The 24167-nt window shown below is 48.5% G+C and carries 24 protein-coding genes; 5 read left to right on the top strand and 19 right to left on the bottom strand.

What is annotated here, in order from left to right; translation table 11 throughout:
• Window positions 1-35 precede the first annotated feature (35 nt).
• The 10 genes from DCC85_RS05795 to DCC85_RS05750 all read right to left on the bottom strand — a co-directional run bounded on the left by DCC85_RS05795 (window position 36) and on the right by DCC85_RS05750 (window position 9965).
• Window positions 36-1400, bottom strand: coding sequence for an SMI1/KNR4 family protein (locus tag DCC85_RS05795; protein ID WP_234414359.1), 1365 nt, complete (start codon window positions 1398-1400; stop codon window positions 36-38).
• Window positions 1401-1437: 37 nt separating this feature from the next.
• Window positions 1438-2415, bottom strand: a complete 978-nt coding sequence (locus tag DCC85_RS05790; RefSeq protein ID WP_108464724.1) for a sensor domain-containing diguanylate cyclase — start codon at window positions 2413-2415, stop codon at window positions 1438-1440.
• Window positions 2408-3244, bottom strand: a complete 837-nt coding sequence (locus DCC85_RS05785) for an alpha/beta fold hydrolase (RefSeq protein ID WP_108464723.1) — start codon at window positions 3242-3244, stop codon at window positions 2408-2410. Before DCC85_RS05785 ends, DCC85_RS05790 begins: the two co-directional genes overlap by 8 nt.
• Window positions 3245-3425: 181 nt before the next feature.
• The gene (locus DCC85_RS05780) at window positions 3426-4727 is read right to left on the bottom strand and encodes a pyrimidine-nucleoside phosphorylase (RefSeq protein ID WP_108464722.1); all 1302 of its coding nucleotides are present in this window, start codon (window positions 4725-4727) and stop codon (window positions 3426-3428) included.
• A 43-nt stretch (window positions 4728-4770) separates the two neighbouring features.
• A complete protein-coding gene (locus DCC85_RS05775) occupies window positions 4771-5949 on the bottom strand; it encodes a NupC/NupG family nucleoside CNT transporter (RefSeq protein ID WP_108464721.1) in 1179 nt (392 codons plus the stop codon).
• 87 nt (window positions 5950-6036) lie between these two features.
• On the bottom strand, window positions 6037-6438 hold the full coding sequence (locus DCC85_RS05770; RefSeq protein WP_108464720.1) for a cytidine deaminase: 402 nt from the start codon (window positions 6436-6438) through the stop codon (window positions 6037-6039).
• Between the two features lie 54 nt (window positions 6439-6492).
• Entirely contained in the window at window positions 6493-7158 is a 666-nt protein-coding gene (gene deoC / locus DCC85_RS05765) for a deoxyribose-phosphate aldolase (protein ID WP_108464719.1), read from the bottom strand.
• Between the two features lie 124 nt (window positions 7159-7282).
• Window positions 7283-8218, bottom strand: a complete 936-nt coding sequence (locus DCC85_RS05760; RefSeq protein WP_108464718.1) for a DNA-binding transcriptional repressor DeoR — start codon at window positions 8216-8218, stop codon at window positions 7283-7285.
• Window positions 8219-8427: 209 nt separating this feature from the next.
• On the bottom strand, window positions 8428-8871 hold the full coding sequence (locus tag DCC85_RS05755; RefSeq protein ID WP_108464717.1) for an Hsp20/alpha crystallin family protein: 444 nt from the start codon (window positions 8869-8871) through the stop codon (window positions 8428-8430).
• A gap of 203 nt (window positions 8872-9074) precedes the next feature.
• Window positions 9075-9965: a LysR family transcriptional regulator gene (locus DCC85_RS05750; protein WP_108464716.1), complete on the bottom strand. Its 891-nt coding sequence runs from the start codon at window positions 9963-9965 to the stop codon at window positions 9075-9077.
• Window positions 9966-10077: 112 nt separating this feature from the next.
• Between DCC85_RS05750 and DCC85_RS23625 the strand changes: the two genes are divergently transcribed.
• Window positions 10078-10800, top strand: coding sequence for a tautomerase family protein (locus DCC85_RS23625; RefSeq protein WP_325048403.1), 723 nt, complete (start codon window positions 10078-10080; stop codon window positions 10798-10800).
• 68 nt (window positions 10801-10868) lie between these two features.
• Window positions 10869-11207, top strand: coding sequence for a hypothetical protein (locus DCC85_RS05740; RefSeq protein ID WP_108464715.1), 339 nt, complete (start codon window positions 10869-10871; stop codon window positions 11205-11207).
• A 103-nt stretch (window positions 11208-11310) separates the two neighbouring features.
• Here DCC85_RS05740 and DCC85_RS05735 read toward each other — a convergent pair whose 3' ends face one another.
• From DCC85_RS05735 to DCC85_RS05695, 9 genes are all read right to left on the bottom strand, one after another.
• A complete protein-coding gene (locus DCC85_RS05735; protein WP_108464714.1) occupies window positions 11311-12129 on the bottom strand; it encodes an AraC family transcriptional regulator in 819 nt (272 codons plus the stop codon).
• Window positions 12130-12241: 112 nt separating this feature from the next.
• Entirely contained in the window at window positions 12242-14335 is a 2094-nt protein-coding gene (locus DCC85_RS05730) for a beta-galactosidase (protein WP_108464713.1), read from the bottom strand.
• Window positions 14336-14411: 76 nt separating this feature from the next.
• Window positions 14412-15260 carry a carbohydrate ABC transporter permease gene (locus DCC85_RS05725; protein WP_234414358.1) on the bottom strand — a complete coding sequence of 283 codons (849 nt, stop codon included), beginning with the start codon at window positions 15258-15260 and terminating at the stop codon, window positions 14412-14414.
• Between the two features lies 1 nt (window position 15261).
• On the bottom strand, window positions 15262-16113 hold the full coding sequence (locus DCC85_RS05720; RefSeq protein ID WP_108464712.1) for a carbohydrate ABC transporter permease: 852 nt from the start codon (window positions 16111-16113) through the stop codon (window positions 15262-15264).
• Between the two features lie 16 nt (window positions 16114-16129).
• Window positions 16130-17386: an ABC transporter substrate-binding protein gene (locus DCC85_RS05715; protein WP_108464711.1), complete on the bottom strand. Its 1257-nt coding sequence runs from the start codon at window positions 17384-17386 to the stop codon at window positions 16130-16132.
• Between the two features lie 212 nt (window positions 17387-17598).
• Complete coding sequence (locus tag DCC85_RS05710; RefSeq protein WP_234414357.1) at window positions 17599-17790, bottom strand: hypothetical protein; 192 nt, start codon at window positions 17788-17790, stop codon at window positions 17599-17601.
• A 124-nt stretch (window positions 17791-17914) separates the two neighbouring features.
• Window positions 17915-19081, bottom strand: coding sequence for a serine hydrolase domain-containing protein (locus DCC85_RS05705; protein WP_108464709.1), 1167 nt, complete (start codon window positions 19079-19081; stop codon window positions 17915-17917).
• 32 nt (window positions 19082-19113) lie between these two features.
• Window positions 19114-20406, bottom strand: a complete 1293-nt coding sequence (locus DCC85_RS05700) for a sensor histidine kinase (RefSeq protein ID WP_108464708.1) — start codon at window positions 20404-20406, stop codon at window positions 19114-19116.
• The gene (locus DCC85_RS05695) at window positions 20399-21145 is read right to left on the bottom strand and encodes a LytR/AlgR family response regulator transcription factor (protein ID WP_108464707.1); all 747 of its coding nucleotides are present in this window, start codon (window positions 21143-21145) and stop codon (window positions 20399-20401) included. Before DCC85_RS05695 ends, DCC85_RS05700 begins: the two co-directional genes overlap by 8 nt.
• A 337-nt stretch (window positions 21146-21482) precedes the next feature.
• Between DCC85_RS05695 and DCC85_RS05690 the strand changes: the two genes are divergently transcribed.
• The 3 genes from DCC85_RS05690 (at window position 21483) to DCC85_RS05680 (ending at window position 23866) form a co-directional block, all read left to right on the top strand.
• Window positions 21483-22370: a hypothetical protein gene (locus DCC85_RS05690; protein ID WP_108464706.1), complete on the top strand. Its 888-nt coding sequence runs from the start codon at window positions 21483-21485 to the stop codon at window positions 22368-22370.
• Window positions 22371-22538: 168 nt separating this feature from the next.
• Window positions 22539-23324 (top strand): hypothetical protein, encoded by a 786-nt coding sequence (locus tag DCC85_RS05685; RefSeq protein ID WP_159081798.1) that lies wholly within the window; start codon window positions 22539-22541, stop codon window positions 23322-23324.
• Window positions 23325-23335: 11 nt separating this feature from the next.
• Window positions 23336-23866: a hypothetical protein gene (locus DCC85_RS05680; RefSeq protein WP_108464704.1), complete on the top strand. Its 531-nt coding sequence runs from the start codon at window positions 23336-23338 to the stop codon at window positions 23864-23866.
• The last annotated feature ends 301 nt before the right edge of the window (window positions 23867-24167 follow it).

Below are 24167 nucleotides of genomic sequence, written 5' to 3'. Positions count from 1 at the left end.
TGGCACTTCCTTCCAAATAATCTTGTTCCCTTTAGCTAAGGTCCAATGATCTTCCGCAGCATTCCCTTTACCTGTACTAATGATGAGGGAAGCTGCTGGATCTCCTCCATCGTTGTAAATGGATACGCTGTAAGAAGTCCCCGGATATTGCTTCGAATATAATATTGATTCGTCTTGTGCTGCTGAAGTAGGCGTTCGAAGCTCTCCAGCAGTCTAAAGTCTGGCAGGCCATTTAGCGCCTGCAAGGCGGTGTGCTGCACCTGCGGCTCCGGGTCCTCCAAGGCGTTCATGAAATCTTGAATATAGTCCGCTTTGCGCTTCGAGTCCCCGGCACTATAAATTGCATGAATGCGGAATTCCTGATTAGGATGTGTGAAAAAAGGCAGCACGATTGGCAGCAGCTCCATCTCTGCGTCCTTCAGTAGATTCGTAATAAAGCGGAACGCGTTCTCATCCGTCTCTTTCGGCAGCAATGCAATAAGCTCTTCCCTAAAGCGCCGGTCTCCTTGAGGCATGTACCATTTTATAAATTTCAGAGCCAGCAGACGCTCACCCGCTTCCTTACGGTTCAGCTTCTGCCGAATGAACGGTTCCGCCAGATCGAACCTTGTCTTAGCCAGCACCTGCAGCACCCAGCGCTCGATCTCAGCTGAATCGCTGCCGAGCTGCTCTATCAGAAAAGCCGCTGTCTCATCCGTGATCTTTCGCAGCTTAAGCATCCCTTCTAAAGCTTCAACCCGCACGTTTTCATCTTCAGCCGCTTCGTATAATTGTCTCAGCTCCAGATCGTCCCCGCCGCGGCGCAGTCCAAACCATGAGCTCTCATAACCGGCTATGGTCTCATCAAGCCAGCGTTCATACCAATCCAGAAAGTTCGCTTCATAAGTGAAGAACGATCTATAGCCGTCCAATTCTAAATATACAACCTTCCCCCGGTACGCTCCGGTAACGACTAGCATCGTCTCGTAGCTGCAGCCCTGTTCGCCGATATTGAGCAGTCCCTGTACCCGCTCCGCGATAAACGCTTCGTACTCCTCATCCCCCATAGAATCAAGGTCATAGCTGTCATACGAATGGCCACCCTCTATTATTTCAGTATGCGACACAGGAGATAATGTTGAGGGCAATCCCACCCGATCCAGGTCTATCGACTGCTTAGTCCCCAGAGGATGAATGCCATAATACGGCCCGGCCCCGCCGTTGCCGATCTCTGTCAGGAAGGCCGCATACTGCTCCGGCAATATAATGCCATGGATCTGTTCAAATCTGCGGAGCGCTTCTGGCTCCAGCGGGGCGTTCAGCTTATATTGATGTGCCTTGGCTCCGAATGCTTCATAATTCGGATCTGCCTTTGCCGCCTGGTGGAGCTTGCGGCGGATCCGATACAGCTGTTCTTTCATCACAGCCATCCCTCCTAACTATTATGAATGGCTTGCCTCAGACTCGCTGATCCGCATGTGTGACCCGGTTCCTGCCCGCGGTCTTGGATGCATAAAGAGCGGTATCCGCCTTGTGGAGAAGGGACTCCTCGTTATCTCCTTCAGATACGGTAGCAGCGCCGATGCTGATGGTAATGCTGTAATCGCCCCATTTTGCCGATTCCGCTTCAAAGCGGTATCGTTCGCCCGCCATCATTGCGCCAATCTCGTCACATTCCGATAGGATCACCACGAACTCTTCCCCACCATAGCGGGCAACCATATCGGTGTCCCTGGAAATGGAACGAAGCAACTCTGCAAGCCTGCTGAGCACCAGATCCCCTACAGGATGACCATATGTATCATTAATGCTTTTAAAATAGTCAATGTCGATAATCAGCAGAGAGAAAGGAACAGAGGACAACTTATAAGCAGTAAGGCAAGCCTGCAGACTGTTCTGAAAAAATCTGCGATTCCTCAGTCCGGTTAACGGATCTGTAGAGGCCATCATTTCTAACTGCTCGTTCATGATGATCAGCTCTTGCTGCTTGGTCTCATATTCCTGATGAAGCCTTTCCAGCCTCTGATTCGCTTCATGGGTAGCTTTGTACAGTTCTTCCAGCTGAGTCTTTGTCTTGAGCACATCCCGCTCATGTTCAATTCGTCTCTTCATCATGACTACAACGCAGTCAACCACAACCGATCCGTCCCGTTCATGACGCATCCCGTTTAGAAGAACCGGAACATCTTCACGCCCGCTTGTCTTCATCGAAAAATACATTTCCTGTACTTCTCCATAGAGCTGAATATATGGATAGAAGTATGTATGAAAAAATAGCTTGTTGGTCACCGACATAAAGGCTTCAATATGCTGGCCCAATAATTCATCCCGCTCATATGCCAGCATCTTCATCAATGTCTGGTTGACCGATTGAATGATCCCCGAGTCTGAGAGCGAGAAATACCCGCAAGGTGCTGTGTCCAATTGTTTATCCATGATCTTGGCATCTCTCCATGACTTCCGTCGTAGTCAAATACGCTCTGATCAAGCGGCTTGTTTCTTGGGGCTGGCTTAAATGGGGATAATGCCCCTTGGCTGTCATCTGTATCAATTGGCTGTTCTTAAGCTGCGCATGCAAGTAATCGCCTACCTCCAAGGGAGCTATGCTGTCATCCGAGCACTGAAGGATAAGAGAAGGGACCGGACATTTAGAAAGCTCTGAGCGGCAGTCTGAGTAGAACGTAACCTCGGCAAATTGCCGGGCGATATGAGGGTCCCTGGAGCAAAAACTCCGCTCAAGCTCCTCGGTTAATTCCTTTCTCTCCGGATTCTGCATGACCATGGGCGCCATATAGCTGGCCCAGCCAATGAAGTTCATTTGCATCATTTCAAGCAATTCTTCGATATCGCTCTGGTCAAATCCCCCATAATACTCAGGCAGGTCGTTAATGTAGCGCGGAGAAGGACCGAGCATTACAATCCGGCCGAAGAAGCCGGGATTTCTGATCGCTGCCAGCATCCCGATCATGCTGCTGACCGAGTGCCCGACGAAGACAGCATCCTCCAATTTCAGAGTATTCATAATCTCTGTAACATCCTGTGCATAGCCTTGCAATGTGCTGTATTTTACAGGGTCATAATAGTCAATTTGAGATTGGCCTGAGCCCACATAATCAAACAGAACGATCCGGTAATCGCTCTCAAAATCAGGAACCATATAACGCCACATATCTTGATCACAGCCAAAGCCATGAGCAAAGACAAGGGTCTTGGAGCCTGAGCCAATGACACGAACATTATTTCGTCTAAGGACATCAACTGTCATGTTAATCACCTTTCAAAGCCTTAAGCCTGTCCAATATTGTCCTGACATTATATCATGAACTCTTCAAGAAAGGCCCTAAGAAGATAGAACTATATACAAGCTTTCTGCCGCAAATTATCATGAAATAGCTAAAGAAGAGGACCTGCAGGTTAACTGCAGGTCCTCTCACTTCTACTTGAAACTATTCCGTTACAATCCCGTGTACCAACACAGGAGCCTCTGCATGGTCTGCGATCCGAATGTTGTCGTAAATCTTCTGCATCACCTGATCCACATTCTCGGTATTGGCATGGATCGTTACCAGTGACTCACCAGCCTTAACCTTGTCTCCGACCTTCTTGTTCAGCATAAGCCCAACAGCTAAGTCAATCTCAGACTCCTTGGTCGCCCGTCCGGCTCCGAGCAGCATTGCCGCCGTGCCGATTTCATCAGCGACGATCTCGGCGACCACTCCATCCGTCTTGGCTGGAACTTCGATTTTGTACGCTGCGGTAGGCAGCTTCTCTGGATGATCGACCACGGAATCATCTCCGCCCTGGTTGCGGAGGAATTCCTTGAATTTCTCCAGCGCCTTGCCGCTGCGAATCACTTCGCGCAGCTTCTCTTCGGCTTCCTCCAGCGAAGCCGCCTTGCCCGCCAAATACACCATTTGGCGTCCAAGCGCAAGACACAGCTCCTCCAGATCCTTCGGCCCTTGACCCCGCAAGGTGTCGATCGCTTCCTTGACCTCGAGGGAGTTGCCGATGGCAAAGCCCAGCGGCTGGCTCATATCCGAGATCACAGCCATCGTCTTGCGGCCAACCTGATTGCCGATGCTGACCATTGCGCTGGCCAGTTCCCTTGCATCCTCAGCAGTCTTCATAAACGCCCCAGCCCCGGTTTTTACATCCAGGACAATCGCATCGGAACCGGCGGCGATCTTCTTGCTCATAATAGAGCTTGCAATCAGCGGAATCGAATTAACCGTGGCAGTCACGTCCCGAAGGGCATACAGTTTCTTGTCCGCTGGTGTTAGGTTGCCTGTCTGTCCAATCACCGCAATCTTAGAATCATTCACCAGCTTCACGAACTCATCTTCTGTAATTTCCACATGGAATCCTTGAATCGCTTCCAGCTTGTCGATCGTTCCTCCGGTATGTCCAAGCCCACGGCCTGACATCTTCGCTACCGGGATATCCAGCGCAGCTACGAGAGGAGCCAGCACCAAAGTAGTGGTATCCCCTACGCCGCCTGTAGAGTGTTTATCTACCTTAACGCCCTCAATCGCGGACAAATCAATCGTATCGCCTGAATTCACCATGGCCATCGTCAGGTCAGCACGTTCACGAGGCGTCATATCCTGGAAGTAAATCGCCATGGCCATGGCACTAACCTGATAGTCGGGGATCTCTCCCTTCGTATAGCCCTGTATAATAAAATCAATTTCCTCTTTACTAAGTTCCTTGCCATCCCGTTTCTTGGCTATAAGATCTACCATTCTCATGGTTGATTTTCGCTCCTTCGTCGGTTATTCATTCATCTTTCTGTTACATAAACAGGCCTGCTATTGTCGCCGAAAGCACACTCACCAAGGTTGCGCCATACAGCAGCTTCAGACCAAACCGGGCGACTTCGTTCCCTTGCTTGCTGTGCAGTCCCTTGACTGCACCGGCAATAATCCCAATCGAAGAGAAGTTGGCAAAGGAGACGAGGAATACCGAAACAATCCCGATCGCGCGTGCAGACAACCCGGTTGCATTCGTCAACGTAGTCATCGCTACGAACTCGTTGGATACCATCTTGGTCGCCATAATGCTGCCGGCCTGAACCGCATCCCCCCATGGGATACCCATTAGGAAAGCGAATGGTGCGAAAATGTAGCCGAGCAGGTCCTGGAAGCTGATTCCAAAGATGCCGCTGAAAATGCCGTTGATCATAGCGATCAATGCTACGAACCCAATAAGCATGGCTGCCACAGTTGTCGCTACTTTGAATCCATCCATAATATATTCGCCGAGCATTTCAAAAAAGGACTGTTTTTCTTCTTCTTGAATTTCCAAGATATCTTCCTTAGGATCAACCTCGTAAGGGTTAATGATTGATGCAATAATGAATCCGCCAAACAAATTAAGCACCAGAGCAGTGACTACGTATTCCGGCTTAATCAATTCCATATAGGCGCCCACAATCGACATGGACACCGTAGACATTGCCGAAGCGCACAGCGTGTACAGCCTATGGCGCGGCATCGCGCCGAGCTGTTTTTTCACCGAGATGAAGACCTCGGACTGTCCCAGAATTGCAGAAGCAACGGCATTGAAAGATTCCAGCTTGCCCATGCCATTCACTTTGCTTAGGACAAGACCAATGTACTTAATGATAAACGGCAGAACTTTGATATACTGCAATATCCCGATCAATGCCGAAATAAATACGATGGGCAGAAGCACATTCAGAAAGAACGGGGCCTCATTCACATTAGCCAGTCCGCCAAACACAAAGTTCACGCCTTCCGCGGCATAGCTAAGCAGATGTTCAAATGTCGAGGCAAAACCGCCAATAAGAAATGATCCGACCCCAGTGTTCAATAGCACAAAGGCCAAAATGGCTTGAAGCACAATCATGACGATGAGTGGGCGGTATCTGATCCGTTTACGATCACTGCTGGCTACAAAGGCCAAGAGAAAGACCAGTACGATTCCGGCAAGCCCAATGATGTATTTCAACTTTATCTTCTCCCATTTTTAACATTTTGGAATTTCTGTTAAACGCTTACATCGGGGTGGAGAAAGAAACGTCCTTAACCTAAGGACTTATTTCTTCCCTTCCATATCTTCCGCTACAAAAGCGCCCGGCAGCAGCTGTGCCATCGTCTGCTCGCTGACATCTCCATGAAGATTGGTCAGATAGACGACTGTCTCAGGCCCGCAGAACTCGGACAGCACCTGGCGGCATGCCCCGCAAGGGGATACCGGTCCGGGCGTATCGGCTACAATCGCGACGGCATCTATCTTTCGCCCGCCTTCCGATACGAGCTTGAAGACCGCTGTCCGTTCCGCACAATTGGTTAATCCATAAGAAGCATTCTCTACATTGCAACCGTGATAGACCTTGCCCTCTGACAGCAGCGCTGCCCCCACTTTAAATTTGGAGTACGGTACGTAGGCATGCTCACGCGCTGACAAGGCTTCTTGAATCAATTCTTCTTTTGTCATGATCTCTCACTCCCTGATGGAATATTCCAATGGCCGGCTGTTTAAACATTAGGCTTAGTAAGAAGCGGTGGATTGGCCGCCTTCCATGATCTTCACTCCGGAGCTAGCCCCGATCCGTGTGGCTCCTGCATTCACCATAGCCTGCAAATCTTCGAGACTGCGGACGCCGCCGGAAGCCTTCACGCCCACATTCGGTCCAACGGTCTTGCGCATAAGGGCCACATCTTCAGGAGTTGCTCCCCCGGTAGAGAAGCCCGTAGAAGTCTTCACGAAGTCTGCACCGGCCTTGACAGACAGCTCACAAGCACGTACCTTCTCCTCATCAGTTAAGAGGCAGGTCTCTATAATTACTTTAACCAGTGCCTTACCGGCTGCCGCATCAACTACAGCTTTAATATCACGTTCAACCAGTTCGAAATCACCGCTCTTGATTGCACCGATATTAACGACCATATCAACTTCCCCTGCGCCATTCGCAATAGCGTTCTGAGCCTCAAAGGCCTTTACTTCCGGAGTGTTCGCTCCCAGAGGAAATCCGATCACTGTGCACACCTTTACAGGGGTTCCTGCAAGCTGAGCTGCCGCATAAGACACCCACGTCGGATTTACACATACCGATGCAAAGCTATATTTTTTCGCTTCCTCGGTTATTTTTTGGATCTCAGCCTGTGAAGCATCCGCACGAAGCAGCGTATGATCAATGAGATTAGCTATTTCCATGATTTGCTCTCTCCTTTATAGTGACCTAAGGTTTAATCTATATCCGTATCGTATCACGCCTGTGAACACATGTAAAACAATAATTGAAAGTATGTTCACAAGCATTTGTTTGCGCTTACTTCCATTATTGAAGCAGCGCCTGCGCCGTATATTGATCGGTTACTAAAATATTCGCATATCTGCCTGCCAGCGCCGCCTGAATTGCCTCAATCTTGCGCTGCCCTCCAGCAACAAGGATGGCCTTCTCTTTATCACGAAGATCATGCAGGTCAATACCGACCGTACGGTTATTAATCGCTTCGCTGCACAGCGCTCCCTTGGCATCAAAGAAACGGGAGCAAATATCAGCGACCCCCTTCTGCTGCAGCAGCTTCTGTTCTTCCTCATTAAAATACCCCAGTCTGAACAGCAGCGCATCCTCTTTGACCGTCCCTACGGTAAATACAGCTATATTGGCTTTTCTCCCTAGCTCAATAATTCGCTGAATATGCCGATCTTCCTCAACCATGCGTTTGACCTCCACGGTATCGAACACGACGGGCAGAGGCAAATAACGGGCCACGGTATGAAAAGCCTCTGCGAACAGATTTACGGTTTCGGCTGCATAAGTATTCACATGAGAATGGCTGACCCCGCCTTTAAGCTGCACCACTTCGACACCTCTAACCGGCTTTTGCCGCAGCTGCTGGGCAATAGCATGTAGTGTTCTCCCCCAAGTCACGCCGATAATATCCATATCCTGTACGGTCTCATACAGGTACTCGGCAGCAGATTTACTGATTCTCTTCTGAATCTCTCGGTACTCATTCTGCGGAGAATAGCAAACCCGGACATGATCCAGCCTATACTTCTTCTCAATCTCCGATGACAGCATGTCCAAATCCTCCAGCGGGTCCACGATGCTGATCTGGACATAGCCTTGTTCCTTGGCATATTGCAGCAGCCGTGAAACCGTTGGGCGTGACACGCCAAGCCGAGAAGCGATCTCCTGCTGGCTGTAATCTGCCATATAGTATAACCTTGCCGCCTCAATGCTTAATCGCTGCTTCTCATCTTCCATCCGTTCTACTCGCTCCTCTGATAGGCTTCTTCCGAATTTACAAGCCTGGCCGTCAACTTCTGCTCCGTTATTATAGCAGAATGAACAAAGGCTTGCTTCCGGCCGCAATCGCAATACTTGTGTATATACTTCATCAACGAGAAAGTTCATGTTCTGCAACACAGCAAGAGCAGGACGACATTCGTCCTGCTCTCATATAACAAATTCTATTAGTCTATCTGTATTTGCTTGCGGCTCCGATCATCGCCTGGGCGCTTAGGAATTTCAAGCTTCAGCACGCCGCCTTCCAGCTTAGCCTTAATGCCGTCCTCGTCAATCTGCTCTACATAGAAGCGGCGGACAAACTCGCCGGTACGACGTTCTTTGCGAATGAAATTGTTGGAATCGTCCTTCTCTTCATGGTATTCGTTGCGCTTAGCGCGTATAGTCAAATAATTATTGCTGACATCAATCTCGATGTCGTCCTTGGCAATGCCCGGAAGCTCGGCCTCCACCACATATTTATCCTTCTCCTCGCGGATATCCGTGCGGAATGATTGAGTATTGCTGCCAAATGGAGTAAGCCAGTGATCCTCAACCATCTCATTGAAGGATTTCAGCATTTGTCCGAATGGGTCCTCGCTCCGTCTGCGGAATGGAATCAGATCAAACATAGAAATCAGCTCCTTCTCTTTGGTTGAATATTGATTACTTACAGCTTTAATTATAATCTTTGGCTTAGCAGCACTCAACGACGGTTAGAGGCCGTAAGAAGTAATAATTTTCAATTACGGTTGATTTCACAGAAATAGAAACCGCAATCCATTAATTTGACCTTTTTTGACCTTCGTTCCCAATCTTTCTTGACTTAATGCACTTAAAATCCATTTGGCCTCTTATTCCCCAGCTCCTCCCGGACAAGTTCAGCAATTAGACTTATGAACGAGGAGTTGTAATGATCCTTGCGCAGATGAAGCAAGCCCACCGGTATTGCTTCGTCTTGGAGTTCTGCGTCCAGTTTGACCACTCCATCTGGCAGCGGCACAGAATCAAGAACAGCTCCTACGGACGGCACCTGTGCAACAAACCCTGGTATGGCTGAAATTTGGCTTACTGTATGTAGGAGTGGCATCTTCGGGCTGCGCGCCAATCTGCGGGCCAGCCGTAAATGATATAAGCAGGAAGGACCTCCGACGATGACTGGATAATCCAGCAGCTCTTCAAACCGGATGCCCTTCCCCTGAGCTAGAGGGTGATCTTGGGCTGCGATAAAGGTAATCCGCTCTTCATACAGTGGTTCAAAATAAAATCGTGCTATATCCTCAGGCTCCCCGCAAATAGCAAAATCCAGCTCATTCTGAAGCATCCTTGCTGTTAAGCACTGGGTGTTCCCCACTACAAAGTGACATGCTATTCTGGGCTTGTATTCCTGAAACCGACGCAGCACGTTAGGCAGCACCTGGTGGCTTAACATCTCTACGGTCCCAACCCTTAAGCTGCCGATCTCTTCTCGCTCCAGCGCCTTTGCCTGGTCCTTAACCTGGAGCCAGTGCTGAATCAGCTGATCCACTTCACCGGCAAAGATCATTCCCGCAGGCGTCAGCTCAGCCTCCCACCCCCGCTTGAACAGCGGGATCCCCAGCTCCTTCTCAAGGCGCTGAATCTGATTGGTGATGGTGGATTGTGCATAATTCAGCTTGGCAGCCGCCTTGGAAAAAGTGCCTTCCTGAATAATCGTCTGGAATGCAGTCAGCTCTCTTAAATCCATCTACTCACCTCTTTATCGATATTATTGAACATGATTATAATATTAATCAATTATACAAATGAATTGAACGGATCTACAATAAGGGCAGCACACCAAGAGGAGGATGCACCCTATGCCATTTATCAGAGTAAGCTATTTGAAAAACCAATACAGTCCCCAGCAGTTGTCTGAGATTAGCGAAACTATTATGAAGGCATTGATTGCACATTTAAATGTACCAAAGGAAGACTATTTTCAGGTGTTTCACGCCCACCAAAGGCACGAATTTTACTACAGTCCAAATTACTTGGACATTGAACGAAGCGACGGGCTGCTCTATATTCAGATCACGCTGAAATCCGGCAGAGCTCAGGCGCAGAAGACAAGCTTCTATGCCGAATTAGCCGAACAGCTGGCCAGCACGGCCGGAATTAGGCCGCAGGATGTATTTGTTGTCTTGGTAGGTTCGGAGTATGAAGACTGGACCTTTGGGAACGGTGTTGCCCAGATGCTCTCACGTCCTGCCGGCAAAACTTCACCCCGCGAAATCCGCTCCACGGCCCGCGAGAGCTTTGGCGATATAGCCCCAGACTTCGCCCGTTATACCGAGGAGCTGTTATTCGGAGAAGTATGGCAGAGGGAACAGCTCGGCAAGCGCGACCGCAGCCTGGTGACCGTGGCCGCACTAGTCGCAAGCGGCCTGACCGAGCAGGTGCCTTTCCATCTGCAGCTGGCCAGGGAGAATGGGCTGACACAGGAGGAGCTTATTGAAGCCCTTACCCATCTGGCCTTCTATACAGGATGGCCCCGCGCCGCATCGGCCTTACAAATCGCCCGCCAGACTGTTCAGTCCTGATTATCAAGCCATTTAAACTTTAATTATTGTATAATAGGGGGGAATTAAATACAGGGAGACGATTAGCCGTGATTGAAGTCATCACTTATGCAGAATGCTTGCTGAGAGTACCTGATGAAGAGAACTATGAACATTTTATTGAAGATGAATTACGGCAGCTGCTGGGCGAGATTATCACAGAGCAGATTGTGTCGATCGACAAGCCTGTCCGTAACCCCGCCAACTGGTCCTTGGAAACCCGGGTACTCGCTAAATTTATTCTGAATATTCCTGAACATGAGCCGCTCAAGAAAGTTGAAGACTATTTAGAGGATGTCGTCCCCTTCTTAAAACGTCATGTTCCCAAATGCAACCATATTGCCAGCACCAAAATTGTGCAGATGAAGAGAGCACTGCACACGGAATAATCGGCTGTGGACAACAGATCCGGGGAGCGCTTGTTTATAGCCAGGCCGCTCCCGGATCTGTTTTATATTCTACCCTGTGCTGAAAGGTGATACTTGACCTGTTTCATTGAAATAAGCTCCGGTATTTATGAGGCGTAATCTGCTCTATTCTTTTAAAGGTGGCTACAAAATGGCTGACATCATGAAAGCCGACCCGGCTGGCTACCTCCTTCAGCGGAAGTGCGGAATTAGCCACAAGCAGCCTCTTCGCTTCTCGAATCCGGAGCTGGATCAGAAAGGCATAAGGGCTCATGTTAAAGGTCTCCCGAAACAAATGACTAAGGTGCTGAGCGCTCATTCCTGCCTGTCTGGACATCTCCTGAAGCCCAATATTCTCGGCATACATATTCTCCAGCCACTCAACGACCGGCCTTATGCGATCATAGTATTGCGATAGCGACTGCTGATTTTTGGTTTTGCCGTATTTTTTGAGCATGATCAAGAACTGGTACAGCTCGGCTGAAGCATCCAGTCTAGAAAATTCCGCTCCCTTCCCGATCTTGTCCAGCATACGCCAAATGAGCTCGGAGAAGGGAAAATCCTGAGATTCCGTGTACACAGTGGAAGCAGCAATCTCAAGCGCGTGCAGAATACTATCTACTGCTGCCCCGCCGAAGGTGACATACAGCGTCGACCACTCCTCTCCAGTGCTGTAATAGGAATGAGCTGTAAACGGCATCAATAGTATGCCTGTTCCTTGGCCCAGCGTGTATTCCTCACCTGAAAAAGTGAACTTCCCCTCTCCTTTTACGGTCTGCAACCAGTGGAAATAAGGATATCCCTCCGGTCTGGCAAAATCCTCTTCCCTCGGATTATAGCCAATGCTCTCCACAAATAAAGGCAGCGGCCTCTCCTGTCCGGAAAATGTGTATCTGATCTTCACCGTTGCTTCAAAACCTCCATCCTTCTGGCTCTAGACTGGCCCATTCTTCAGCCCTTCTCCCAAGCTGAAAAGCCTGTTCGGAAGGAACAGGCCTGCAGCATTAGCTTGTTATTTATTTTAACGCATCTGTGTCCTTCTTTAAAACAGCAAATCCATAGGCTGAAAGCTTGAGAATACTGCCTTGCTGCTGCTGGTCCAGCAGATTATAATAAGAACCTTGTGGAAGCTCTACCTGCTTGGAACCGTCGGTAAAATTCATGATAAATACATAATCATGCTCCCCATCGGAACGAAGGTGTACGCTGACTCCTTCGGGCAGACCGGTATCCAGGGCTCTACGGATATTCAAGTGTTCTGCCAGCTGTTCATAGAAATCATCGTTGAATCTATCTTCATTGCGGGAGGCCATATAATAAGCCTTGCCTTGTCCAAAGGTGTTGACTGTGAGCGCAGGAGTATTCGCATAATAATCCCGCTCATATTTAGCCAGCACTTTAGCGGTCTCAGCATGAATGACCTCACAATATTCCCTTGCCTCGTAGGTTCCGCCGAATCCAAGCTCCTCGGAGAAAAAGCGAATGCTGTTGCGGTCCGAATCATACAGAGTATCAATCTCTTCAGCCCATACGCCGAGCAGGGAGCGAAGCGGTCCGGGGAATCCGCCCAGGAAGGTGAGATCGTTCTCATTCACAATACCGCTCCAATACGTGACAACAAGCGTTCCTCCCTGCTGGACGAATTGCTCCAGCCTTTCCGCTACGCCTGGACGAACCATATACAGCATAGGAGCGACAATCAGTTTATAGCTGGAGAAATCCCGGTCCATGTCGATCACATCCACCGGAATTCCGCGTTTCCAGAACGATTTGTAATGGGCCTGGCAGGTGGCGATGTAATTCTTCTCCCGTGGCTTTAAGGCTTGGGCATCATCCATGGCCCACCCATTCTCCCAATCATAGATCAGGGCAACCTCAGGCTCAACCGATGTCCCGCGAATTTCACCCAGCTGCTCCAGGATCTTGCCCACCTCGGCAACCTCCCGGAACACACGCGTATGCTCGTGTCCGCTGTGGTCTACAACTGCGCCATGAAATTTCTCGGAAGCGCCTCTTCCCTTCCGCCACTGGAAGTACAGCACGGAGTCTGCGCCATGTGCCAGCGACTGCACCGCGGATAAAGCATGCATACCCGGGCGTTTCGGCTTGTTCACCTGATGCCAATTCACCAGGGAAGGCGTATTCTCCATCACGAGGAACGGCTGCCCGCCCTTCAACGACCGATAGATGTCATGGACAAACGCGGTATCCGCGGCCAGATCCATATTTTGCTGCAGATCACTATGCCAGGCTGGGTAGGCGTCCCAGGATACAACGTCGACTTCCTTGCCGAACTTGGCATAATTGAGTCCTGTGAACGGTCCCATATGAGGATAGTTCCCCATAAAGTTGGTTGTCGCCGGAATGTTCGGGGTAATCTCTCGCAGCGGAGCAATCTCATTACGATAAAAGTCAATCGTCTGGTCGGTCACAAAGCGCTGCCAGTCCAGATTATGGCCGTGCACCTGGTTCTCTCCGTGCGGTGCCGGAGACTCGATCTGCCCCCAGTCCGTAAACGTATGGCTCCAGAATCCCGTCCACCACGCATGGTTCAGCTTCTCCAGCGTCCCGTATTTCTGCTTAAGCCATGCGCGGAAGGCATCCTGGCACAGCTCACAGTGGCAGGCGCCCCCAAATTCATTGGAGATATGCCAAAGAATAAGCGCCGGATGATCTTTATACCGCTCAGCCAGCTTCGTATTGAGCTCCCTTGTCTTCTTGCGGTAAACCGGAGACGTCGGGCAGTGATTATGCCTAATTCCGTGCAAGTTACGCTGCCGATTGCTCTCCACCCGCAGCACTTCAGGATACTTCGCAGACATCCAGGCAGGCCGTGCACCGCTTGGAGTTGCCAGAATCACCTGAAGGCCTCTCGCCGCAAGATCGTCCATGATCTTGTCCAGCCAGCCGAACTCATAGCGGCCTTCCTCGGGCTCGACGGCGCTCCAGCCGAATACGTTCAGGGTGAAGGTGTTGCAGTTCGCCAGCTTCATCAGCCGGTAATCCTCCTCAATAATCTCAGGATAACTGAGCCATTGATCCGGGTTATAGTCCCCTCCGTGCAGCAAGCCTGTTACCGCTGGGTGGAAGGGCGCGTATTTTTTATTCATTCTCTTTTGCTCTCCTTTCGCTCGTAAGCATGCGGGACGACCTGCCAATAAGAAGTCCCGCGCTCTTGATTTGTTGTTATTTCACCGCACTGCCCAGCATCCCGGCTACGAAATGCTTCTGCAGAGCAAGGAAGAAAATAATGATGGGGATCGTTGCAATCGTAATACCGACCATGACTTGCCCATAGTCGATGGTGGAGAAGCCTACCAGACTGGACAGAGCGACCGGGAAGGTAAACATATCCTTCGAATAAGTAGCCATAAGCGGCCATAGAAAGTTGTTCCATTGCATCATGAACAGATAGATCGCCGTTGCCGCCAATGCTGGCTTCATGGAAGGAAGCACGATGGAGATTAGGGTTCTCAGCTCTCCCGCTCCGTCAATCCGTCCCGCTTCCATAAGAGCGGTTGGAAAGCCAATGAAATTCTGTCGCATCAGGAAGATGGCGAACGGATAACACAGCTGCGGAACGATCAAGGCGAAATAGGTATTCAGCAGATGCATCTCTGCCATCAGCCGGAACTGCGGGATGACCAGAGCCTGATAAGGAATCATCATCGACAGCATGAAGACCATAAAGATCGTATTTCTACCCTTGAAGTTGAACTTGGACAGCGCATAGGCCGCCAGAGAACATACAATGAGTGCCAAAGCCACATACACAAGCGCGACAAACAAGGAGTTGAACAACACCCTGTAGAGGCCGATCGATTCATTCAAATTCCGCAGATTCTCTAGAAATTGGCTGCCGAAGGACAGGGTTGGCGGGTTGGTGAACATTTTGCCCGTCTCGTTCGTCGAACCTACAAACATCCAATAGAATGGAAAGATTGAAATTAGTAAAAATATTAGCAATGCTGCGTACAGTCCAATCAAGCTGCCGGCTTTGCCCATTCCTTTTCTTGAAGCGGCTTCTGTATTCATGTCAATCCTCCCCCGTCACTTTCATTTGTACCCAGGACAGCACCGCCATAAGGATAACCACGACATAGGCGATCGCCGAGGCATAACCGAAGTCGAAATATTGGAAGCCATTCTGATAAATATAGAGACCCAGTGTCATAGTTGCATCGGCCGGGCCGCCTTTGGTCAGGTTGAACGGCTCGTCAAACAGCTGCAGCGTCGAGATCGTCGAGATGACGGCGGTGAACAGAATCACCGGTTTCAGCTGAGGAATAGTTACGCTGAAAAACTGGCGAATCTTGCCTGCTCCATCCAGGGAAGCCGCTTCATACATATCCTCCGTGATGTTCTGCATAGCTGCCAGGTAAATAACCATGTTATACCCCGTCCATCTCCAGGTCATCGCTAGGATAATGGACACTTTGGCCCAGACAGGATCGGCCAGCCAATGAATCGTATCGATTCCGAACAGTCCTAGGAAGGTGTTCATAATCCCTGTATCCTGTAGAATGATCGAGAAAAGGATCGAGTAGGCTACCAAAGAAGTCACAGACGGAAGAAAGAAACCGACGCGGAAGAGTCCCCGAGCCTTAAGCCGCTTGCTGTTCAGACCGTTCGCGAGAACGAGCGCAAGCAGCAGCATGATTGGTACTTGGAAGATGAAGATAATGAAGGTATTCCATAGCGCTTTGAGAAATACCGAATCATGAAACAGCCGGCTGTAGTTCGAGAAGCCAACAAAGTGATACTGCCCACCGTCAAGCCGCTGAAAGCTTAGAATTAAGGAAGACAGAATCGGATACACGGTAAAAGATAAGAACAGAATGACGGCCGGAGCCAAAAATAAGTAAGGTGCCCATTTATGCTGCTTCATCTATCGCTTGCCTCCTTTACTGAATTCGGTTCTCAATCCGGGACTGGGCATCTCCCAGCGAAGCTGCCGGATCTTTGCCATTGTTAACCTCTGCCTGCACCTTAATCGCTTCATTACGGGCAAAAATATCATTTGCTGTATAGAGAACCGAAGGGATCTTGGACATTTCTTCCGCGAAGAAAGTCCATACGGGCTTGCCACTAAAATATTCAACCGGCTCCGAGAACAGATCCGACTTATAGGTCGGCAAATAACTAGGGAACAGGCCGCCTTGCATAGCCAGCTCCTGCATCTCAAAGCTGGTAGTAAAGTACTTCAAAAATTCATAGGTTTCCTCAACATGCGAACTGGTCCGCGAGATCACAAACGAACTGCCTCCCTGGTTCGCGGACTGGCTCCCTCCCTCTTCAAAAGCAGGCAGCGGCATCACGCCCCACTTCCCGCTCTGGTCCGGCAGCTGCTGCTGGAGAGTTCCGATCAGCCAAGCACCGGTAATCGCGGTTGCCGACTGATTGGAGGACAAGGAGGTAACCCAGGCGTTCCAACCAGGCGCACCGATCAGCAGATCGTTCTTCTTCAGATCAGAGAATAGTCCAGCAACGTTCTTCGCCTGCGGAGTGGCTAATGTAGCATGGCCGTCCTCATTGAAATAACCAAGCCCTTGCTGGCTGAGCAAAATCGTAAATACCGTTGAATCTGTAGAATCATAGCTCAGCATAGAAGCGCCCGTAGCCTGCTTGATCTTCTTACCCGCTTCAATATAATCCGTCCACGTATGAATCTGGGAGGCATCCACCCCAGCCTCCTTGAACAGATCCGTACGGTAGAAGACCCCGACCGGACCAGCATCAAAAGGAAACGCATACATATCTCCGTTCAAGGACACACTGTCTACCTTGTAATCCGGGAACTGCTTACGGTACTCTTCAAATCCCCGATCCGATAGATTGACGAATACATTCGGGAACTTCTCCAGATAACCATGGATTCCATCATCTACAAGCAGCGCTGCATCCGGCAGCCCCTGCCCTTTGGCCTGGAGGCCGATCGTCACCTTGGAACGAATATCATTGTTCGCCATCTCCACAACATTCAATTTGAACCCGGGATGGTCTTTTGCATATTGTTCAGCCGCCTTTTGCAATATAGGTACGTTGACATTGGTTGCCCAAATCGTCAATGTCTGATCTTTGGCTCCTGAACCTGTTCCACATCCGCTGATCAGCAGTACTGCCGCCAGCAGACAACCCACCAAAGCTCCTAACCTTTTCATGTTAACGACCCTCCATTTAGTAATCTGTATATGACGTCCTAAACCTGTTGCTTGGCTGCTCCCACAGGTTTGCCTGGCACATCTTATTGTAAAGCGGTTACATAGGGATCGAAATGTAACAAAATTAGGATAGCATATAAAAATATGAAACTGTAGAATAACCAAAAAGCCTGCGTCTATACGCAGGCGTAAGTAGTGCGACTTCTTTTACTTCAAGTAACGATCCATTCTCTATCCTCTGACAAGACTTTTAACAAATCATGCCCATATGCGGCAATCCTCGGATTGTGATAGCATGTTCCCCAGTGTATATCTCCAAGCGCCATCTTCAGGCAGCACAGCTGAATTTGCTTACTCTTCTGCACCAGAACGGTGCTCCCATATCCTTCAAAAAGGGCCTGCATCGGGAGGCGCATTATTCATAAAATATCTCTCGAATGAATCCAGTTCAAATCCGGTGCTTCTGGCACATAGGCTTTAAGTTGTTCAGCCAATACCGATAAGCATAAACTTCAGGATGCCTAAAATCTATAAACACCCGTAAGCCGCCGCACGAACCCGAAGATGATGGTACTCCTCCATATTGGGAATCATCTGATGCATATACACCACCGAGAACCGCTCGCTTGGATCGATGGAAACCCATGTGCCGGCAAACCCGGTCCAGCCAAACTCACGGATAGAGGTGTTGCTGTGCCCTAAAGCCGGGTCCATCATCGTCCGAACGCCAAGCCCGTATCCGTATCCAGCATGATAGGAATTTCTGAAGTCCGATAGCTGTGTTTCATCTAAGTGATTGGTGCGCATGAGGTCAATGGTTTTACGTCCCAGGATTTGAACTCCCTGAGCCTTACCTCCGCAGGCCAACATTTGCGAGAAGGCCAGATAATCTCTTACGGTAGAGTACAAACCCGTCCCGCCGGCTTCATAAATGGCATCAGGCTGATGATGTTCATCCAGAGACGGATCCACCTTCACAAGCTTCCCCTCTTCCGTCCGCTCGTAAAAGGCAGCCATACGGGATTCGATGTCCCCCTGATAACGGTAGGCGGTATCGCGCATTCCTAGCGGTTCGAAGATCTCTTCCTTCAAAAATTGCCCCACCGACTTCCCGGAGATCACCTCAATCAAGCCGGCTACAAGATCATGTCCATATCCATAGAGCCACCTTGTGCCGGGTTCAAAGGCGAGAGCAACCTCCGCTAACGCCTTGATTTCGGTGCGCAGATCGTATTTGCCGTGCTTTTCTCTCAAGCCGGAGATCACATCACGCATGGCCGAGGCTGTCCCCAAATGATCCGAAGGATAGGGAAGCCCAGCACTCATATTAAATAGATGTTTAATCAGGATCGGCTGCTTTGCCTCCTCCACATAGCTGTAGCCATTAGGGGTCAGCTTGACGACCTTAGAATGACGGAACTCTGGAAAATACTCATAGAGCGGTTCATTTAGCAAAAACTCGCCTCGTTCATACAGCATCAAGGCAGCGGTACAAACAATCACCTTCGTCATTGAGAATAAACGGAACACTGTATCTTCTGTAATCGGTCTCCCCGCTTCCAGATCAGCATAACCATGATAGCCTTCATACAGCAATTGTCCGTCTTGCCCGATGGCGCAGGCGCAGCCAGCAGGCCCTTGCCCTGGAGCTGCAAACCGCCGAAGCAATTGATCTACCTTTTCAAACCGAGACATCTTCCATCTCCTCCTTCATATCCATTCAGAATTTATTTGTAATCGCTTTCTAACGGAATGACAACTATCACTTCAAAGGTTCCAGCTTCAGCTTGAACTTTCAAGTCACCTCCGTATTTATCAACAATTCCCTTCACATTCTCCAAGCCAAATCCATGAAAATCCTGATGAATTCCCTTATACTTCAAGGGAGTCTGCTTGATCTCCGGACAAGAATTCACCGTATTCATGTATAAACTATGTGGGTCAGATAATATCCGAATTTTCAAATATTTATGTTCATGTGCTGCCATCCCTTGAAGCGCCTCAACCGCATTTTCTAGGATGTTGCCCAAGACCACACATATATCATAATTCTCTATGACGATCTCCGCTGTACAAATATTAACTTTATAATCAATATCCGCTTGCTGCTCATGAGCAAGGTCAAGCGCATGACTGACCAGTGCATCGATCACAGGATGCCCGGTATTCACTTTTTTAAAGGAGCCTTCCATGCGGCTAAGCACCAGGCGAATATGCTCTAAGGCCTCCTGAGAGCGCCCCTCCTCTATACACCTCTCTAAGTAAATCATATGCTTGTTGGTATCGTGGACGACCTTCCTAACTCCCTTGAAGGAACGAGTAATATTCTCATAATTATCGTGCTGGATATCCATCTGCTTTCTCAAGCGATAGTTCATCTCAGCAAGCTTGAACTTCTCTGCTACCCGGTCAAATAGGTAAATGAACAGAATAACCATAACTAGGATACAGACCACCGCCATGAAGTGAAAAAGCGGATTCGTACACAGAAACACCAAGATTGCTGTTAAGAACAAACTGAGCAGCGTGACAGACAAAATAATAACAAAAGAAGAAGCGTATAAGCGGCTCTCTTTCATCCGCTTAATCTGCTTGATTAAATGGATAACGCCGAACATAAACAAGAAGAATAAAAGAAAGATTAGAAGATCGTTTCCATAAACCCTGGCATCTGGAGAGTGAGACGTGATATGAAGCCTTCCCGCCATAGATTCAGCAAGAGCTTCTCCTGCAATCTCCAAAATGAGATAAATGATCGAGTATATCCCCCTTGTAATCAAGGGTACCTGATAAAGTGAGGAGATCACGAATATGCCGATAAAGAAGCAAAGTTCCTTCTCTAGGCCAGGGGCAAACGACTCCACAGCAATCAGCAGCATGAGGCCAGCCGCTATATAGGCTAACAGCTCATTCCGTCTCGCGGACAGGCTACCGAGCAGCACACCGAAATACTGCTGCAGCAAGTAGATTTGCGCGATTACTGTTCCGATCAATCCACTGTGTACAATCCAATTAGCCATAGGCTTTGAATTCCTTAATTAAATAGCCGGTGTAGCTGGTTTTAAAATGCTGCAGCTTAGATCTTCCAACAGGAATTACACTCCCGTCCGACATCTCCACCAACTCTGCTGTAAACCTACGGATATGCGCCATATTTACAATTGCAGAGCGATGTATCGTAACAAATTGCTCTGGCAACTTGTCCGTAATGCTTCGTAGCGTGTCTCTTACTGTGTATCGGGAGCTGCACGTCGTAATAGCCAAACAGCCCTTGTTACGCCCTTTCGCATTTTCAATGCAGATAATGTCGCTACATTTAATGGCTCTAGTCTCCCCGCTCGATTTCACTACTAAAAATCTCGAATTGCTAGACATAATATGCCCGCACAGCATATTCATTTTCTGTTCGAACAGCTCATAATCTACTGGCTTGATCAGATATTGAGAGGCTTGAACGTCAAAGCTGTCCAGCACATATTCCGGATACCCGGTCAGGAAGACAATGCTGACATCATGGTCTGGAAGCTGCCGGATTCTTCTCGCTGTTTCTAGGCCGCTCAGCCCGGGCATCTCAATATCCAGCAGCAGGATATGAAAGCTGTTCTCCCTATGCTGCTCATAATATTCCAGCAGCGCTTCCCCTGTGGAGAATACCTCTGTATGAAAGGTATAGTCCGTGTGCATCTCAAATTTCAGCAGCAATTCTTTATACCTTGCAAGGTACGCTGCCTCATCATCACAAATTGCGATCCGTAGCATACGAAGCCTCTCCTTTCTAAAAAAGAAGCATCCTCTCCTATCCAAATGCAAAACAAAAATACTTTTTACCTTATATGTAAAATTATAGTTTTTAATAGATTCAGATTCAAGCAATACGTGACACAGGACCGCCGTTCAGCCTATTTTAAAGACTACTCAGCCTATATTCACGCTCAAAATGGGCTTTCATGTTACATTTTACTAGAAAAAGGAAAAGGAGGGATGGCATTCATAGAATAGGACAGTCTCTCTGGGATTTGTAATAGTTGTGATAGGTAGGCTGGATGCTGCAATGTTTGTAGGAAACAACCAACTCATTCATGAAGGAGCGATTCAAATGACAAAGAGTAAAGTTCTGTTATCATTACTCGTATTTTCTGCAATGACACTCAGTTCCATTTCTTTCGCAAGTGCAAGCGGGAATACTGCACGGGATGCAAAGGCTCATTTTACCAACGAAGTCATTGAAGCACCGGTTGATTCCTCAACCCAGGCATACAGCCTTCAGGTTCAATTCCGCCAGACGCTTCAAGCGCCAGCCGACCTCAGCTCCGAGGAACTGAATGACCTGGTTTCAACTATGCAGATCACAGGCTGGGAATATAACGCTCTTGAGAACATCTTCGAACGTTATGTGAATTATGAGGGACTGAATGTATCTGCCAGCGGCACCGACGGCCTTGTGCAAAATACCGCAACTACGGATCAGGAAGGGAAGGTAGTTCTGCCTGCTCCTTCTGGTGAAGAACTGCAGCTCCAAATTTCCGATCCAGAGACCAACATGAAATTTACTCGGGATATTCATACTGGGAATGTTGACAGCGGTTCTGTCACCATTGACCTAGACTATACATCGATGCTCGAAAATGATGCTAAGTATATGCTCCACAAGAGCGGAAGCAGCATTTCGCCTATGGCCTCCAGCACCAATCCTTATTGGTCAGAAGGGGAAGCCGGCGTTACAGGCAAGAGACTTCATTGCAATCGTTTCAACGGGCCCAAAGGCGACAATAAATACTGGTCTCATTTCTCAGTACAAGGACTGAAGAACTTTGTAGGCAGTGACTGTGATACGTCAGCTTCTGTAACCCTGGCTTGTGTAGCCGACGATCTTCCGCTTGTTCCGAACCATTGCGAGGCTGGCATTGCCCCTAACAAGGCTAACTCCAAAGAAGCCACATGCTCGGGTGAACAGGGCTTAAGCCGCTACTTCCATTTTAGATAAGCCGTAATTTAAATTAAGATGCGTCAACTCTTGTCAGGGATAGCTAGGACCTCATCTATCACCGTCTCAAGAGTTGACCATCTTCATATGGAACAGATTCTTCTCCATTCGTCTATTAAGGAATAACGCCCGATGATCATCTATTCCCCGTTAGGAGTTGAAGCACAGATGAATTTCACCAAAATAACCATAGGTCTGCTAGCTGCCGCCTTGGCAGCCAGTGCAAGTTTGAATGTCTATTTTGCCGGCAGCAGGAAGGATCAAGACAGTGTCGTGCTTCGTATCAACAATCAGCCGGTGCTTACGGAGAATAAAATGAAAGAAATTCTGATGCAGAAATATAAAACCTCAACCTTGCATTCTTTGGAGAACAGCAATGTCATCCGGCTTAGAGCTTCAGAGAATCATATTTCTCCTCCGAAGCAAGAGGAATTGGAGCAACTCATGGAGAAATTTCCGGATGTGGTTACCCGTAAAAGTGGACAAGATCAGAAGCTTGAGGTTTATTATATATATAAGCTCTATGATCTTGTGGCAGATGCCGACAAGGATATTGCCGAGTATTACCAATCCACCTTCAAGACGGAGCCAGTGCTCTATGATCTGCAAACCGTTACGGGACAGGACCATCAAGTCCTTATGAGCGTTCTGGAGGAGTTCAAGAATAATGTCAGTTTAGCCAGTATTGATAATAAGTACAGCGTGAATGTGGAAGAAATGCTGAAGCCTTCTATAGCCGATTTAAAAGCAATGGATACCTCCTCCAAAGGGGATTATTATCATGTCATGCTGGATAATCATGAGATGATGCTGGCATATGTAAGTCGTGAGTTAAAATACACGGAAGAGAACAAGGAAAAGTTTAAGAATTTCTATTTCAATACGAATTATCTCAAGATTAGGGCTGATATTCTGGGTGTCATTAAGAATGAATACACCATTGCCTATCAATAAGGAGAACGAAGATGAAATTGAAATCCGGCAGAAGCATCAAGTACATTTTAATGGCCCTCGTTGTGGCGGCGCTGATCATTCTCGCGATATTCTTGCGGAATCAATCAATGATTAAGCAACTGCCATCCACAGACCTAACCTCTCTTTCCATCGAAGGAATCGTACCTGACCGGAACATAGACGAGGTGGACCTCACCCGCTTCTCCAAGTCATCTCAGTTCGAAGATAGGGTTAAGAAGAAACTTTCTTACACTTATTATGAAGACTTCCTGCTAGTTACGGACCGCAGTGGAAAGATCGTTCAGGTGCAGACTTTGACCGATAAAGGAATAGCGAGCGTATTAGGCGGACGCTTAAGCACATTAACCGATGTCGAGCATGAACTGGGCACCCATTATATCGTGAAGAGCTATAACCGTGAACAAGGACTTAACTCCAGAACGTACTATGATAAGCAGCATGGGTTAAGAGCCAGATTCGTCTATGCGAAAACTGGAGAATCGCCGCACAAGGTGATCTGGCTCATTTTAGAGAAATATTAATGGCCCCTTAAGCAAGGAGCCATTTTTTATATTTGCCTACTCACGTATGATCCAACTCGTACTTACTGTATCTCAAATCCATCAGACTTGTTCCGTATTCTTCTCTGGACTGGCCAAAGATCTCCTTCTCTATGATCTGGTCTCTCCCCACTCGTCTACTGCCCTTATTCCCTGCGATGCAAGGTATTTCCGGCCCTCTGTACTGCCCCTAATTCCCTGCTTCACCCCACCTTTCTTAAGAAAACCAAAATGATAGTCCCTGTAAATAAGCTCTTCCGATAACCAAAAAGACTTTACCTTA

The sequence above is a fragment of the Paenibacillus sp. CAA11 genome (assembly GCF_003060825.1).
In the GTDB taxonomy this organism is placed as follows: domain Bacteria; phylum Bacillota; class Bacilli; order Paenibacillales; family Paenibacillaceae; genus Fontibacillus.
Note: the sequence above shows the minus strand (reverse complement) of the source record. Positions and strands in the feature narration are given on the sequence as shown.

Excerpts from the sequence above, each read along its gene's own strand:
- DCC85_RS05795 (WP_234414359.1), bottom strand. The coding sequence starts at position 1,400 with ATGAAAGAACAGCTGTATCGGATCCGCCGCAAGCTCCACCAGGCGGCA.
- DCC85_RS05790 (WP_108464724.1), bottom strand. The coding sequence starts at position 2,415 with ATGGATAAACAATTGGACACAGCACCTTGCGGGTATTTCTCGCTCTCA.
- DCC85_RS05785 (WP_108464723.1), bottom strand. The coding sequence starts at position 3,244 with ATGACAGTTGATGTCCTTAGACGAAATAATGTTCGTGTCATTGGCTCA.
- DCC85_RS05780 (WP_108464722.1), bottom strand. The coding sequence starts at position 4,727 with ATGAGAATGGTAGATCTTATAGCCAAGAAACGGGATGGCAAGGAACTT.
- DCC85_RS05770 (WP_108464720.1), bottom strand. The coding sequence starts at position 6,438 with ATGACAAAAGAAGAATTGATTCAAGAAGCCTTGTCAGCGCGTGAGCAT.
- deoC (WP_108464719.1), bottom strand. The coding sequence starts at position 7,158 with ATGGAAATAGCTAATCTCATTGATCATACGCTGCTTCGTGCGGATGCT.
- DCC85_RS05760 (WP_108464718.1), bottom strand. The coding sequence starts at position 8,218 with ATGGAAGATGAGAAGCAGCGATTAAGCATTGAGGCGGCAAGGTTATAC.
- DCC85_RS05755 (WP_108464717.1), bottom strand. The coding sequence starts at position 8,871 with ATGTTTGATCTGATTCCATTCCGCAGACGGAGCGAGGACCCATTCGGA.
- DCC85_RS05750 (WP_108464716.1), bottom strand. The coding sequence starts at position 9,965 with ATGGATTTAAGAGAGCTGACTGCATTCCAGACGATTATTCAGGAAGGC.
- DCC85_RS23625 (WP_325048403.1), top strand. The coding sequence starts at position 10,078 with ATGCCATTTATCAGAGTAAGCTATTTGAAAAACCAATACAGTCCCCAG.
- DCC85_RS05730 (WP_108464713.1), bottom strand. The coding sequence starts at position 14,335 with ATGAATAAAAAATACGCGCCCTTCCACCCAGCGGTAACAGGCTTGCTG.
- DCC85_RS05725 (WP_234414358.1), bottom strand. The coding sequence starts at position 15,260 with ATGAATACAGAAGCCGCTTCAAGAAAAGGAATGGGCAAAGCCGGCAGC.
- DCC85_RS05720 (WP_108464712.1), bottom strand. The coding sequence starts at position 16,113 with ATGAAGCAGCATAAATGGGCACCTTACTTATTTTTGGCTCCGGCCGTC.
- DCC85_RS05715 (WP_108464711.1), bottom strand. The coding sequence starts at position 17,386 with ATGAAAAGGTTAGGAGCTTTGGTGGGTTGTCTGCTGGCGGCAGTACTG.
- DCC85_RS05710 (WP_234414357.1), bottom strand. The coding sequence starts at position 17,790 with ATGCAGGCCCTTTTTGAAGGATATGGGAGCACCGTTCTGGTGCAGAAG.
- DCC85_RS05705 (WP_108464709.1), bottom strand. The coding sequence starts at position 19,081 with ATGTCTCGGTTTGAAAAGGTAGATCAATTGCTTCGGCGGTTTGCAGCT.
- DCC85_RS05700 (WP_108464708.1), bottom strand. The coding sequence starts at position 20,406 with ATGGCTAATTGGATTGTACACAGTGGATTGATCGGAACAGTAATCGCG.
- DCC85_RS05695 (WP_108464707.1), bottom strand. The coding sequence starts at position 21,145 with ATGCTACGGATCGCAATTTGTGATGATGAGGCAGCGTACCTTGCAAGG.
- DCC85_RS05690 (WP_108464706.1), top strand. The coding sequence starts at position 21,483 with ATGACAAAGAGTAAAGTTCTGTTATCATTACTCGTATTTTCTGCAATG.
- DCC85_RS05685 (WP_159081798.1), top strand. The coding sequence starts at position 22,539 with ATGAATTTCACCAAAATAACCATAGGTCTGCTAGCTGCCGCCTTGGCA.
- DCC85_RS05680 (WP_108464704.1), top strand. The coding sequence starts at position 23,336 with ATGAAATTGAAATCCGGCAGAAGCATCAAGTACATTTTAATGGCCCTC.